At 60.4% G+C, this 13,755-nt stretch carries 11 protein-coding genes; 2 read left to right on the top strand and 9 right to left on the bottom strand.

Translation table 11 applies throughout. The features are described from left to right. Positions 1 to 277: 277 nt before the first annotated feature. The 4 genes from AFK24_RS26910 to AFK24_RS26895 all read right to left on the bottom strand — a co-directional run bounded on the left by AFK24_RS26910 (position 278) and on the right by AFK24_RS26895 (position 4,795). Positions 278 to 2,488, bottom strand: a complete 2,211-nt coding sequence (locus tag AFK24_RS26910) for a xanthine dehydrogenase family protein molybdopterin-binding subunit (protein ID WP_065836142.1) — start codon at positions 2,486 to 2,488, stop codon at positions 278 to 280. Beyond that, on the bottom strand, positions 2,485 to 3,474 hold the full coding sequence (locus AFK24_RS26905) for an FAD binding domain-containing protein (RefSeq protein WP_065836141.1): 990 nt from the start codon (positions 3,472 to 3,474) through the stop codon (positions 2,485 to 2,487). Before AFK24_RS26905 ends, AFK24_RS26910 begins: the two co-directional genes overlap by 4 nt. Further along, complete coding sequence (locus tag AFK24_RS26900; protein WP_065836140.1) at positions 3,471 to 3,992, bottom strand: (2Fe-2S)-binding protein; 522 nt, start codon at positions 3,990 to 3,992, stop codon at positions 3,471 to 3,473. The genes AFK24_RS26905 and AFK24_RS26900 overlap by 4 nt, the downstream gene beginning before the upstream one ends. A 254-nt stretch (positions 3,993 to 4,246) precedes the next feature. Next, positions 4,247 to 4,795, bottom strand: coding sequence for a DJ-1 family glyoxalase III (locus tag AFK24_RS26895; RefSeq protein WP_065836139.1), 549 nt, complete (start codon positions 4,793 to 4,795; stop codon positions 4,247 to 4,249). Positions 4,796 to 5,001: 206 nt separating this feature from the next. Here AFK24_RS26895 and AFK24_RS26890 point away from each other — a divergent pair, with 206 nt between their 5' ends. Beyond that, positions 5,002 to 6,297, top strand: coding sequence for an NCS2 family permease (locus AFK24_RS26890; RefSeq protein ID WP_065836138.1), 1,296 nt, complete (start codon positions 5,002 to 5,004; stop codon positions 6,295 to 6,297). A gap of 10 nt (positions 6,298 to 6,307) precedes the next feature. Continuing rightward, positions 6,308 to 7,393: a tRNA (uridine(54)-C5)-methyltransferase TrmA gene (gene trmA, locus AFK24_RS26885; protein WP_065836137.1), complete on the top strand. Its 1,086-nt coding sequence runs from the start codon at positions 6,308 to 6,310 to the stop codon at positions 7,391 to 7,393. 134 nt (positions 7,394 to 7,527) lie between these two features. Here the strand turns inward: trmA and araD1 are convergent, their stop codons facing one another. The 5 genes from araD1 to AFK24_RS26860 form a co-directional block, all read right to left on the bottom strand. Further along, entirely contained in the window at positions 7,528 to 8,523 is a 996-nt protein-coding gene (gene araD1, locus AFK24_RS26880; RefSeq protein WP_065836136.1) for an AraD1 family protein, read from the bottom strand. 120 nt (positions 8,524 to 8,643) lie between these two features. Further along, complete coding sequence (locus AFK24_RS26875) at positions 8,644 to 9,819, bottom strand: L-rhamnonate dehydratase (RefSeq protein ID WP_065836135.1); 1,176 nt, start codon at positions 9,817 to 9,819, stop codon at positions 8,644 to 8,646. 393 nt (positions 9,820 to 10,212) lie between these two features. Next, on the bottom strand, positions 10,213 to 11,217 hold the full coding sequence (locus AFK24_RS26870) for a 4-hydroxythreonine-4-phosphate dehydrogenase PdxA (protein WP_065836134.1): 1,005 nt from the start codon (positions 11,215 to 11,217) through the stop codon (positions 10,213 to 10,215). Then, a complete protein-coding gene (locus AFK24_RS26865) occupies positions 11,214 to 12,182 on the bottom strand; it encodes an amidohydrolase family protein (protein ID WP_065836133.1) in 969 nt (322 codons plus the stop codon). Before AFK24_RS26865 ends, AFK24_RS26870 begins: the two co-directional genes overlap by 4 nt. Further along, positions 12,175 to 13,524, bottom strand: coding sequence for an MFS transporter (locus AFK24_RS26860; protein ID WP_065836132.1), 1,350 nt, complete (start codon positions 13,522 to 13,524; stop codon positions 12,175 to 12,177). Before AFK24_RS26860 ends, AFK24_RS26865 begins: the two co-directional genes overlap by 8 nt. Positions 13,525 to 13,755 lie beyond the last annotated feature (231 nt).

Below are 13,755 nucleotides of genomic sequence, written 5' to 3'. Positions count from 1 at the left end.
TCGATATTTTTGGTTTTTTTCAAGCATCAGCGGCAATACGAATGTTGCCGAAGTAACCAAATTACGCAGCAGTACGCTGCACGAAGCGCACCAGCGCGACCTGTGCTTGCACTCTGGCGACATTGAGGGATTACAGCCCCGCCCCTGTTGGAGCGAGGCTTGCCCGCGAATCGCGCAGTAGGAGCGACTTTAGTCGCGAAGGCGTCAATTGCCCTCCCGGCTGAAGCCGGTCCTACACCAAGCCTCGCTCCAACGAATCCCAATCCAATTCAGATGTTCAAAGCACCTTATCCAGCGTAATCGGGAAGTCCCGAACCCGTTTGCCGGTTGCATGGTAGATTGCGTTGGCGACCGCCGCTGCGACGCCCACGATGCCGATTTCGCCGACACCCTTGGAGCCCAGCGCGTTGACGATATCGTCATCTTCGTCAACGAAAACGACATCAATGTCGCCGATATCGGCGTTAACCGGAATGTGATATTCGGCGAGGCTGTGGTTCATGTGACGACCCAGGTTATGGTCGGTCTGGGTTTCTTCATGCAGTGCCATGCCGATGCCCCAGACCACGCCACCGAGGATCTGGCTGCGGGCCATTTTCGGATTGACTACCCGCCCCGCAGCGATGGCGCTGACCACCCGACTGACCCGAATGCTGCCCAAGTCTTCGTCTACCTGCACTTCGACGAAGACTGCCGAATGTGTCGCGGTGGAATAGGCCTCGCGTTTCTTGTCCGGCTCGGCGTCGATCTGCACCTCAAGCCCGTCGGGAAAGCCACTCAACACTTCGGCCAATGCCAACTGTTGCTCGCCCAAATGCAGATAGCCTTGGGCGAGGGTCATCTGATCGGCGCGGGCTGAAGCCCATTGCGCGTCGACCTGGCAGGCGGCTTCGAAAAGTTTCTCGCGCAAGGCCTTGCTGGCCTGCTGCACGGCGGTGCCCACTGACGACACGGTGAACGAACCGCCCTGCAATGGCGCAGTGGGCAGCGAGGAGTCGCCCAGCAAAAAGCTGACGTCTTGCGTGGCAACGCCCGCCGCCGCCGCTGCGATCTGAGTCATGACGGTGTAGGTGCCGGTGCCGATATCGGTGGTCGCGCTGCTGACGATCAATTTCCCATCAGCGCCCAGCCGGGCTTTGGCGCTGGCCTTCATTTGCATGGCTTCCCACACGCCACCGGCCATGCCCCAACCGATCAACTGCCGACCTTCACGCATGCTGCGCGGTTCGGGATTGCGCTTGCTCCAACCGAAACGCTCCGCGCCCTGGGTGTAACAGGCGCGCAGTTCCTTGCTCGAATAAGGTTTGTCTTCGTTACCATTGCGTTCGGCGAAATTGATCAGCCGCAGTTGCACCGGATCGATTGCGACGGCGCAGGCCAGTTCGTCCATGGCGCATTCCAGGCCGATCAGGCCCAGCGCGGCACCCGGCGCACGCATGTCCAGCGGCGTAAAGACATCCAGCGGCGCAAGCTTGTAGGTGAGCTGCACGTTGTCGCACTGATAAAGCATGCCGCTCCATTCCACCACGTGCTCGGTGAAGTCTTCAAAACGCGAAGTCTGGCCGATTGCCTCGTGCCCGACCGCCAGCAGCCGACCATTGGCCGCTGCGCCCAGACGCAGATGCTGCAAGGTTCGCGGACGATAGCCAAAGGTGAACATCTGTTGCCGAGTCAAGGTCACGCGCACCGAACGCTTCAACTCCAGCGCCGCCATCACCGCCAGTGGCAGCTGATATTGCGGACGCAGTCCCGATCCGAACGCGCCACCGACGAAAGCGGCGAACACACGGATCTTTTCCTTTTCCATGCCGAATATTTTGTGCAAGTAATCCTGACAGTTCTGCGGGCCTTGGGTCTTGTCATGAATATGCAGGCTGCCATCGGCCTGATACAGCACGGTGGACACGTGGGGTTCCATCGGATTGTGATGCTCGATGGGTGTGCTGTAGTGAACGTCGACGCTCAATGCTGATCCGGCAAACTCAGCCTGGAAGTTGCCGCGAGGCTTGGGCAGTTCGGCCGGTGCGTCCTGGGAATCCCCCAGTACTGCGAGCAAATCCGTCTCGTGGCCTTCAACCAGATATTCGATACGCACCAGCGATCCGGCATAGCGCGCCAGCTCCAGTGTTTCGGCCACCACCAGTGCCAGCGGCTGGCCGCTGTACAGCACCCGGTCGTTATACAGCGGACGAAACGGCGAGCCTTCGGCTGAGTCGGCGTCCTGATAATCTTCGTCGTAGCTGGCGAGTCTCGGACGGTTCTTGTGATCCAGGACCATCACCACGCCAGGCACCTGCAACGCCTCGCTGATATCGATATGCGTCACGCGGCCACGGGCGATGGTGCTGGACACCACGCTGCCATGGAGCAAGCTGGTTTCCGGGTATTCACCGGCATATCGCGCCTGTCCGGTGACCTTGAGCCTGCCATCGACACGGTCCAGCGGTTGGCCCAAAGGTGAAGACGGTTGGTGTGTCAGGCTGTTCATTGGGCATTTGCTCCCACAGCGGCATCGCTCAAGGCACGAATGATCGCCCGGCGAGCCAGCTTGATTTTGAAGGCGTTGTGCTCCAGTGGCTGGGCTTCCTTGAGCAGCGCATAAGCCGCTGTTGCGAAGTTCTCACGAGATACCGGCTTGCCAATCAGTGATCGCTCGACAGCCTTGTCGCGCCAGGGCTTGTGCGCGACACCGCCGAGCGCCAGGCGCACGTCGCGAATGATCCCGCCGTCCAACTCCAGCACAGCGGCGACGGACACCAGGGCGAACGCATAAGACGCACGATCCCGAATCTTCAGGTAATTGTGGTTGGCGCTGAAACCGGCTGGCGGCAGCTCCACAGCAGTGATCAGTTCGTCATCGGCAAGCTGATTATCACGCTCAGGCGCATCGCCCGGCAGTCTGTGGAAGTCGGCGAATTCAATGGTGCGGCGGCCTGCGCGGCCTTCAACGTGGACGACTGCATCCAGTGCTGACAAGGCGACGCACATGTCCGAAGGATGAGTCGCGACGCATTCGTCGCTGGCGCCGAGAATCGCGTGAATCCGGTTCAGGCCCTCGCGCGCCGGACAGCCGCTGCCAGGCTCGCGTTTGTTGCAGGGCGCGCTGGCGTCGTAGAAGTAATAGCAGCGGGTGCGCTGCAACAGATTGCCACCGGTACTTGCCATGTTGCGCAATTGCGGCGAGGCGCCGGCCAGAACCGCTTTGGACAACAGCGGATACTGCTTTTCGATGATCGGGTTCCAGGCCAGATCGGCATTGCTCACCAATGCACCAATCAACACGCCGCCATTGGGGGTCGGGGTGATGCTCTTGAGTGGCAAGCCGGTAATATCGATCAGGTGCTCAGGCCGGGTGATGTTTTCTTTCATCAGGTCGAGCAGGTTGGTGCCGCCCGCGATAAATCGCGTTGCCGCGCCGCTCAGGTGGACGGCGTCGCTGACGGTCGCGGGCTTGCTATAAGTGAAGGGATTCATTGGCCGCTCCTTGCGCGTTGCGCTTCGCGCATTTCGGGCAGCACTTCTTCAACTGCGGCGAGGATATTGCTGTACGCCCCACAACGGCACAGGTTGCCGCTCATCATTTCCTGGATTTCGGCGCGGCTGTTGGCGCGCCCTTCATTGGCCAGGCCAACCGCGGAGCAAATCTGCCCCGGCGTGCAATAGCCACACTGAAACGCGTCGTGCTTGATGAAGGCTTGCTGCAGCGGATGCAGCTGCTCGCCATCGGCCAGTCCTTCTACGGTGGTCAGTTCGGCGCCATCGCACATGATCGCCAAGGTCAGGCAGGCATTGATGCGTTTGCCGTCGCGCAGCACGGTACATGCGCCGCACTGGCCGTGGTCGCAGCCTTTCTTGCTGCCGGTCAGGTCAAGCCGGTCGCGAAGCAGGTCCAGCAATGTTGTCCACGGCTGCACATCGAGCTGCCGGGTTTGGCCGTTGAGGGTCAGGCTTATCGCATGGCCGGCGAAATCCTTGGGGGTCGTTGCACTCATGGAAACCTCACGGTAGGTACTTTTTAGCGCAGTTATTCTGCGTCTTAAGGGGTACGACTTCGTGGGGTTGGCAACGTTCAGGGTTTGTTGACGGGCGTCGATCAAGTGCTGAAAAGCGAGTTTGAGGGCCGGTACAAACGGGTAGGAGGGGACTTGTCCCCGAAGGCAATTGGACGGACAACGAGACAATCTGGAAAATCTCTACGCCTCTGAATTCGCCTTCGGGGACAAGTCCCCTCCTACCTGATCCAGCGTCAGGCGATGGTTTTCAAAACCGCAGCCCGCCGCGCCTTGCCGCACAGCTGCTCGACCAGCATCAGGGCGAATTCCAGTGCGGCGACTGAACCTTGGGCGGTGATGCAATTGCCGTCCACCACTACCGGCTGATCAACAAATGAACAGCCTGACAAATGATTGCTGACCGCTTCGCTGCAGGTCATGCGGCGCTGCTTGAGCACGCCGTATGCCTGAAGCGCCAGCGCCGGAGATTCATCCATACCGGCGTAAAACCGGCCAGCGGCGGCCTGTTCGCGAACCCGTTGGGCCAACGGCTGATGTTCGGCCAGATGCCGGGTGCCGGGCAAGCCACCGGGCAACACGATCAAATCGAACGTCTGCGCCAGCACATCCACCAGCATGGTGTCGGCAGTCAAACGAGTGCCCCGCGCGCAAGTCAGCATGCGCCGCGCTTCGATGCTGGCCACTACCACTTCGATATCGGCGCGCCGCAACACGTCGATCAAGGTCACGCTTTGCAGATCGTCGATGCCATCCGCCACCGCAATCAAGGCTCTTTTACTCACAGGCGACTCCTCGAAAAGGTTTAAGGCAAGCTTAGCCAGAATTTGTGAACAACCGCCGATGATCGGTGAGCAGTCATATGAACACGCTACTGGTATGATGCGCGGCTTTTTCGACCCACAGAAAATGTCCCGGCTGCCTGAGCAGTCTGTGCTTTGCTGTTTTAGTCGATTCATTTACGACGCAGGCGCGTCACGGGGAGCCAGACATGCTGGAACGGCTGTTTCAACTCAAGGCACACAACACCAATGTGCGCACCGAGATTCTCGCGGGCATCACGACCTTTCTGGCCATGGCCTACATCCTGTTCGTCAACCCGAGCATCCTCGGCGAAACCGGCATGGACAAGGGCGCGCTGTTCGTCGCTACCTGTCTGGCCGCCGCCATCGGTTCGGCGACCATGGGCCTGATCGCCAACTACCCGATTGCCCTGGCGCCGGGTATGGGTCTGAACGCTTTCTTCACCTATACCGTGGTGCTGCACCTGGGCCATACCTGGCAAGTAGCGCTGGGCGCGGTGTTCATTTCGGCAGTGATGTTCTTCATTTTGTCGATATTTCGCATCCGTGAATGGATCATCAACAGCATTCCGCTGCCGTTACGCTCGGCAATTGCCGCCGGTATCGGCCTGTTCCTGGCGCTGATCGCCCTGCACAACGCGGGCATCGTGGTCAGCAATCCAGCGACCATGGTTGGCATGGGCGACCTGAAGCAACCGGCACCGGTACTGGCGACGCTGGGCTTCTTCCTGATTGTCGCCCTGGAAAGACTCCAGGTACGCGGCGCAGTACTGATCGGCATTCTCGCGGTGACCATCGCGTCCATCGTCTTGGGCTTCACGCCGTTTGGCGGTGTGATGTCGATGCCGCCTTCGCTGGCCCCAACCTTCCTGCAACTGGACATCAGGGGTGCGCTGGACATCGGTCTGATCAGCGTGATCTTCGCGTTTCTGTTCGTCGATCTGTTCGACAACTCCGGCACCTTGATCGGCGTCGCCAAACGCGCCGGTTTGATGGACAAGAACGGCCACATGCCGAAAATGGGCCGCGCCCTGATCGCCGACAGCACGGCGGCCATGGCCGGTTCGCTGCTGGGCACCTCGACCACCACCAGTTACATCGAGTCCGCAGCTGGCGTCAGTGCTGGCGGGCGCACCGGATTGACTGCGATTGTCGTGGCGATCCTGTTCCTGCTGGCATTGTTCTTCGCGCCGCTGGCCAGTAGCGTTCCGGCTTTCGCCACAGCCCCTGCCCTGCTGTTCGTGGCCGTGCTGATGACCTCCGGTCTGGCTGAAATCGACTGGGATGACATTACTGTCGCTGCGCCCGTGGTCATCACCGCGCTGGCCATGCCTTTCACCTATTCCATTGCCAACGGCATCGCCTTTGGTTTTATTTCCTGGACAGCGATCAAACTGTTGTCGGGCCGCTGGCGCGAGCTGAATTCTGCGCTGGTGATCCTGTCGATTCTGTTCGTGATCAAGTTGGGTTGGTTCCCTGCATGAGTCTTCTTAAATGAGCGTTCCATTCGATCCTGCCAGCTACGACCGTCAGCTCGCAGAGAAAGCCGTGCGCCTGCGTGAATTGCTGGCGCCGTTCGACGCACCCGAGCCGCAGGTGTTTGACTCGCCGCGCGAGCATTACCGGCTGCGTGCCGAGTTTCGCCTGTGGCGTGAAGATCAGAAGCGTCACTACGCGATGTTCGCCCCCGGCGACAATCGCACGCCGATCCTGCTGCAAGGTTTGCCGATTGCCAGCGCGCGCATCAACGCGCTGATGCCGGTGCTGCGCGACCGCTGGGAAGCCAGCGGCGTGCTGAGCCACAAGCTGTTTCAGGTGGATTTCCTGACCACGCTGGCTGGCGACGCGATGATCACTTTGTGTTATCACCGCCCGCTGGACGAGGAGTGGACCGCTGCCGCCGAAAAACTCGCCGCTGAACTGGACGTCAGCCTGATCGGACGTTCCAAGGGCCAGCGTCTGGTGATCGGCCGCGACTACGTGACCGAAGAACTGGACGTCGCCGGACGCAGCTTCAGCTATCGCCAGCCGGAAGGAGCGTTCACTCAGCCCAACGGCACGGTGAACCAGAAGATGCTCAACTGGGCCTACGACGCGCTGGGCACGCGGGATGACGACTTGCTGGAGTTGTATTGCGGCAACGGCAACTTCACCCTGCCGTTGGCGACGCGAGTGCGCAAAGTGCTGGCCACCGAAATCAGCAAGACTTCGGTGAATGCGGCCTTGGCCAATCTGGCGGACAACGCGGTGGATAACGTCACGCTGGTGCGTCTTTCGGCCGAAGAGCTGACCCAGGCGTTGAATGAAGTACGACCGTTCCGTCGCCTGCATGGCGTGGATTTGAAAAGCTACGAGTTTGGCAGCGTCTTCGTCGACCCGCCGCGCGCCGGCATGGACCCGGACACCTGCGAGCTGACCCGGCGCTTCGAGCGCATCCTGTATATCTCCTGCAACCCGGAAACCCTGGCCGCCAACATCGCGCAACTGCACGACACCCATCGTGTCGAGCGCTGCGCACTGTTTGACCAGTTTCCGTATACCCATCACATGGAGTCGGGGGTTTTGTTGGTAAGGCGTTAACCCGTTGGAGCGAGGCTTGGTGGGAGCGAGCTTGCTCGCGAAGGCTATGTTTAAGGCCCCGAAGATGTGTCGGATTCACCGACCTCTTCGCTAGCAAGCTAGCTCCCACCAAGCTGGCTCCTACAGATCATCATTCACAACGCCTTTATCTGCCCTATCCCCAACGCCCGCACACCTTCGCCGATACCGTTTTCCAACGGCGCACCGAACGCGTCGAGGCTGATCTGGAAGCGGTCGCCGGGCTGGGTTTTCACCCCGTCGGCAAACGACAGGGTTGCCGTGCCGAAGTAATGAATGTGCACGTCACCAGGGCGCAGGAACTGGCTGTACTTGAAGTGGTGGTATTCAAGGTTCGCCAGGCTGTGGCACATGTTGTCTTCGCCGCTGAGAAATTCCTTTTCCCACAACACCTGACCATCGCGTAGCACACGGCTCATGCCGGACAGATGACGCGGCAGTTCGCCCACCCGTAATTCCGGACCATAGGCGCAGAAGCGCAATTTGGAATGCGCCAGGTACAGGTAATTGCGCCGTTCCATGACGTGATCGGAAAACTCGTTGCCCAGCGCATAACCCAGGCGATACGGCTGGCCGTCGTCGCCAATCACATACAGGCCGGTCAGCTCGGGTTCTTCCCCGGCATCTTCGGCAAACGCTGGCACCGGAAAATCAGCTCCAGGCCGCACGACGATGCTGCCGTCTCCCTTGTAGAACCATTCCGGCTGCGCACCGACCTGCCCTGCTGCGGGCTTGCCGCCTTCGATGCCCCATTTGAAGATTTTCATGGTGTCGGTCATGCCCGCTTCGACCTGACCGTCATGCTGGTGCATCTTGTCCCGGGCCGAGGCGCTGCCCAGGTGCGTGAGGCCGGTGCCGCTGATCAGGCAATGGGCCGGGTCTTCGTGGTCCAGCGGCGGCAGGATTTGTCGGTTATGCAGCAACGCGCTGTAGTCCGGACCGGCTTCGGTGCCACGGCTGGCGACTTCATCCTGCAGGCTGCGTTGCCCACGAATGGCGGCAAGGGCCAGTTCGCGAGTGCTTTGGGTATTGCGGACCACGTCGAGACGCTCGCCATCGACGACACCGACCTGACGCTGGCCGGATGGGGTTTCAAACTGGATCAGGCGCATGAATTAATCTCCAGACAACGATTCGTTGGAGCGAGGCTTGCCCGCGAAGAACAAAAACGCGGTGTGCCTGCCCTACCGAGGCGCAGGGTTCGCGGGCAAGCCTCGCTCCTACAGAATTGGTTACTCAATAATATTGAAGTCGCTCAAATACTCGTCGGAGATCTCCAGGCCCAGCCCTGGCTTGTCGTCGTCCAGCTGGATGTAGCCGTTGACCGGCTGCGGTTCGCCCTTGAACACGTAATAGAACAGTTCATTGCCGACCTCCACATCGAACACCGGGAAGAATTCGGCCATTGGCGACGCGGTGGTGGACATGGTCAGGTGGTAGTTGTGCATCTGACCGGCGTGGGGGATGACCGGCACGGACCAGGCTTCGGCCATGGCGTTGATCTTACGCGCGGCGGTGATGCCGCCGACGCGGTTGGTGTCGTACTGGATGACGTCGATGGCGCGGCGTTCCAGCAGGTCTTTGAAGCCGTAGGACGTGAATTCATGCTCGCCGCCGGAGATCGGCATGATGCCCATCTTCTTCAGCTCGATGTAGCCTTCGATATCGTCGGCGATCACCGGTTCTTCCAGCCAGCGCGGCTCGAATTCGGCGAGTTTCGGCAACATGCGGCGCGCGTATTCCAGGGTCCAGCCCATGTAGCACTCAAGCATGATGTCCACGTCGGGACCGGCCAGTTCACGCAGGGCGCGCACTTGCTCGATGTTTTTGCGCATGCCCGCCGGGCCGTCTTTCGGGCCGTAACCAAAGCGCATTTTCAGCGCCGTGAAGCCCTGATTCAGATAACCCTGAGCTTCCTCAAGGAACAGGTCGAGGTTGTCGTTGGCGTACAGCTTGGAAGCGTAGGTCCAGATTTTCTCTTTGGTGCGGCCACCGAGCAATTTGAAAACCGGCTTGTTCACGGCCTTGCCCATGATGTCCCAAATGGCGATGTCGATCGCCGAAATGGCCGCCATGCCGATACCTTTGCGACCCCAGGCGTGGCTCTGGCGATACATTTTCTGCCAGATGTACTCGTTATCGAACGGGTCTTCACCGATGGCGATAGGCGCGAGGTAAGTGTCGATGATTTCCTTGGCAACCCGTGGCGCCAGCGCGCAGTTGCCGATGCCGACCAGACCGGTGTCGGTTTCGACTTCCACCACCAGCCAGCCGTGAAACCGGAACGAGCCCATGGCGTCGCCGCGTTCGAACAGGATGTCACTGGCGTTGGTGCAGAAATGCGCCTGAGGAGGAACGACCTTGCCTTTCCATTCAAAGACACGGGTACGGATCGATTTGATTTTCATGGATGATTTCCCTAATGCGCCGGTATGTCCTGCATGGCGCTGGACCGGCTTTTTGTAGTTGTTGGTCGACTAAGTCGATGGGGAAATTTAGCCAGTTGCGTGAGTCGTCGGCTAATCACTTATGGGTATCCAGTGATAGCCAGTGGTGATCGGTAAATTCGGATCTTGGCGGTGAAGGTTATCGGACGCCGTTCAATCCGCAGGACCGGCTCATGGGACCAGCTCGTAGGACCAGCTCGTAGGACCGGCTCGTAGGACCGGCTTTAGCCGGGAGCAAGCCCTCGCAGCCCTCGCGGCTAAAGCCGCTCCTACGGATGAGGACAAAATCCAGCCGCAAAAAAAACCGCAAAACGTTATGCAAACCGTTCTGCGGCAAAAAAACTGCGGGTTGAGTCAATACGAACTGCGGCCCATCCGGCAGGCGATTTCGAAGGCTTGGCGGATCGCACCGACGTTGGCCTTGCCTTGGCCGGCGATGTCGAAAGCGGTGCCGTGGGCAGGCGTGGTGATCGGGATCGGCAAGCCGCCCTGCACGGTCACGCCACGGGAGAAGCCCATTAACTTGATCGCGATCTGGCCCTGGTCGTGATACATGGTCACCACCGCGTCGAACGCGCTGGCATCGCCCTGCACCTTGAGAAATATCGTGTCGCCGGGATACGGCCCATCGACGGCAATGCCCTGTTCCTGTGCGGTCTTGACCGCCGGACCGATGATGTCCAGCTCTTCTCGGCCGAACGAGCCGTTGTCGCCGTTGTGCGGATTCAAGCCGCAGACGCCGATGCGTGGGCGTTGCAGGCCGTTGCGCTTGAGCGCGGTGTCAATCAGGCGAATGGCTTCAATTACCCGCGGCTGACTGAGCATGCCCGGCACGGCGGACAACGCAACATGGGAGGTCACCCGTGAAGTCCACAGATTATCCAGCACGTTGAATTCGCAGAACGGCCCGTCGAAGCCCAGTAATTCGGCGAACCAGTGCAGCTCGTCGTTGTGCGCCATGCCCGCCATGTGCAGCGACGTCTTGTTCAGCGGCCCGAACAGCACTGCATCGGTGGTCTTCGCGGCGGTCAGTTCGACAGCGATTTTCAAGGTATCCAGGCAATATTGCCCACCTTTGACACTGGCTTCGCTGCGGGCGAATTCGCCTTCGGTAGCGCCACGAAAATTGTAGAACAGCGGCGTGTCGTCGCTGAAATCGAGGTTTTCCAGCGACGTCACGTGACGATACGGAAACTCCTTGCCGGCGATCTGCATGCCGCGCTGCATCTCGGCTTCATCGGCGATCAGGATCACCTGCGCCTGGCTGCGCACCTCCGGCTGGGCCAGCAGGCGGGCGATCAGTTCCGGGCCGATGCCGGCCGGGTCGCCCAATACCATCGCGATTCGGGTCTTGTTCATGCTTGATTCCTCATCTGTTCGGGCCACGTCTGCTCGGTGGCTGAAGGCTCGCAACGGTAGATACGTCGCGCATTGCTGTAGAAAAGCTGCTCTTGCTCGGCGTCAGGCAGGTCGCGGACGATCTGCTTGAAGCCGCTGTAAATGTCGTCGAACGAGCCGCACAGGCTGTCCACCGGAAAGTTACTGGCGAACATCGCCCGGTCGGCGCCGAACATGGCGATGATTTCGCCCACGATCCAGGCGTTGTCTTCGGCGCGCCAAGGTTTGTCGCGCTGGCCAAGACCGGAAATCTTCACCATCACGTTGGGCTGTTCGGCCAGGCGACTCATCGCCGCATGCCAGCCAGCCAGCCCTTGCTCGCTGCGGTCCGATGGCAGACCGGCGTGATTGAGAATGATCGTAGTCTCGGGGAAATCCCGCGCCAGCCGCTCGGCTTCGGGCAAATTCCACCAAGGCGTCTGCAAATCGAAGTGCAGGCCCAAGCCGTGCAACGCAGCAAAACTGCGACGCCAGTGTTCATCGCTCATCAGGCTGAGTTCGCTGCCGACCGTTTGCGGCGAGGTCGGGCCTTCAGGTTTGTGGCGCACGCTGCGCACACAGTTGAAGGCCGCCTGCGCGCGCAGCAGGTCGACTGCATCCGGATGGTCGAGCCAGGCTTGGGCGACGACAGCGTTGGGTACGCCATATCGCGCGGTCAGTTGCTCGACGAAGCGGGTTTCGCCGATGGGATCGCTGGGGTCCCATTCGGTTTCGACATAGACGGTCTGCACCACCTGATGCACGCCAGCATCGGCAAAGTACTCCGGCGGCAGGTAACGACGCTTGATCGCCGAGTAATCGCCGTAGCGAAACGGGATGTTCGCGCCCTCGGCGAGCCATGGGTGGTAATTGGCCTGCGGATCCCAGAAATGATGATGAGCATCGACGATTGGCCCGTCGTAGGGTTGAGAGGCTGACTCAGACATCCGTCACCTCACGTTGGCCGTCCAGGCTGATAAACAGCGTGGCCAGGACAAACAGCGCCGCGCACACCGCGAAGAACGCCAGCACCGCGCCGAAACCGCCGAAGAATTGCAGGATCAGACCCACCAGAATCGGCACGAAGATCCCGCCGACGCTGCCCGCCAGGTTCATTACCCCGCCGATCAGACCGACGCGGGCCGGTGCCGCCAGCAATGCCGGGAAACTCCAGTACAAGCTGCCCCACATCAGGAAGAACGCGGTCATGGCCAGCAACGCCACGGCACCGATTGGATTGGTCAGGGTCGGCAGCAACAACAGCGCGCCAAGGGCAATCAGGCCAGAGAACGTCAGCAGACCTTTAACCGCCAGGCCACGACGCACACCTCGGCGAATCAACCCGTCACACAGGAAGCCGCCAGTCAGAGAGCCCAGCGAGCCAAAGATGAAGATCACGAAGGTGGCGAAGCCGATGCCCTTGATATCAAAGCCGCGTGCCTGAGCCAGATAGCTCGGCCCCCAGGTCAGCAAGCCGAAATACACCATGGCCCAACTGGAGCGTCCGACCAGCAGACCGGTCAGCGAGCGAGCCGCAATACCCAAACCTTTGACTGGCGCCCGCGCCGCTTCGGCGGCCGGAGTAGCGCGGCCGGCGTTGATTTTGTCCAGTTCGGCCTGATTGACCTGTGGATGCACCGACGGATCATCACGCAGGTAACGCCACGAGACCCAGCCCAACAGTAAGGTCGCGATCCCGGCGATGACAAAGGCCATGCGCCAGGAATCGAGGGTCGCAATCAGATACGCAATGATCAAACCACCCAGCGCCACGCCCAGTGGGCTGCCGCTGTCCATCATCACCGCGCCCCGGCTGCGCTCGCTCGGTGCCAGCCAAAGAGAAATCAGCTTGCCGCCGGACGGGAACAATGGTGCTTCAGCTGCGCCAAGAAACATCCGCGCAAACAGCAACGATGCGCCGCCCGTGGCGAAACCGGCGAGCACTTGAAACGCGCCCCACAAACCGGTGGACCAGGTGATGACCCGACGCGGGCCGAAGCGGTCGATCATCCAGCCGCCAGGAATCTGCAGCAGCGCGTAGGCCCAGAAGAAGCTGCTGAGGATCAGGCCCTGCATGGCGGGCGACAAGGTGAATTCCTTGGCGATGGTCGGCATCGCGATGGACAGCGATACGCGGTCGATCAGGTTGACCATGGTCAGCAGGAAGATGATTGCAAAGATCCGCCAGCGCACCGAAGTGGCTCGGGCGGTGGTTGCAAGCGCAGGATCAGAGACAGCGGAGCTGACACCTGCATGGGGCAGATGCGCGGGGGCACTGGAGCGAGCCATTGTGCGTACCTCGAATTATTGTTTTTGTCGAGTGAAGCTGGCGGTCACTATCAAAGGTCGAGTGATAACCGTCTAATCAAAAAAATACATACGGTGATAACCCAGGAGTATCGCCCGGAGCAAGCCGAGTCCGCGATTCCTGTAGGAGGGGACTTGTCCCCGAAGACGCCGGTGCAAGCGCTGAAGATTTTCCTCGGCAGGCCCGACGCTTTCCCGGACAAGTCCGGTCCT

This window comes from Pseudomonas syringae, from assembly GCF_001698815.1.
Classification (GTDB): Bacteria; Pseudomonadota; Gammaproteobacteria; order Pseudomonadales; family Pseudomonadaceae; genus Aquipseudomonas; species Aquipseudomonas syringae_A.
This window is presented reverse-complemented; position numbering and strand designations above follow the sequence as displayed.

Coding starts and splice junctions, on each gene's coding strand:
- AFK24_RS26900 (WP_065836140.1), bottom strand. CDS start 3,992: ATGAGTGCAACGACCCCCAAGGATTTCGCCGGCCATGCGATAAGCCTG.
- AFK24_RS26870 (WP_065836134.1), bottom strand. CDS start 11,217: ATGAACAAGACCCGAATCGCGATGGTATTGGGCGACCCGGCCGGCATC.
- AFK24_RS26865 (WP_065836133.1), bottom strand. CDS start 12,182: ATGTCTGAGTCAGCCTCTCAACCCTACGACGGGCCAATCGTCGATGCT.
- trmA (WP_065836137.1), top strand. CDS start 6,308: ATGAGCGTTCCATTCGATCCTGCCAGCTACGACCGTCAGCTCGCAGAG.
- AFK24_RS26890 (WP_065836138.1), top strand. CDS start 5,002: ATGCTGGAACGGCTGTTTCAACTCAAGGCACACAACACCAATGTGCGC.
- araD1 (WP_065836136.1), bottom strand. CDS start 8,523: ATGCGCCTGATCCAGTTTGAAACCCCATCCGGCCAGCGTCAGGTCGGT.
- AFK24_RS26910 (WP_065836142.1), bottom strand. CDS start 2,488: ATGAACAGCCTGACACACCAACCGTCTTCACCTTTGGGCCAACCGCTG.
- AFK24_RS26875 (WP_065836135.1), bottom strand. CDS start 9,819: ATGAAAATCAAATCGATCCGTACCCGTGTCTTTGAATGGAAAGGCAAG.
- AFK24_RS26905 (WP_065836141.1), bottom strand. CDS start 3,474: ATGAATCCCTTCACTTATAGCAAGCCCGCGACCGTCAGCGACGCCGTC.
- AFK24_RS26860 (WP_065836132.1), bottom strand. CDS start 13,524: ATGGCTCGCTCCAGTGCCCCCGCGCATCTGCCCCATGCAGGTGTCAGC.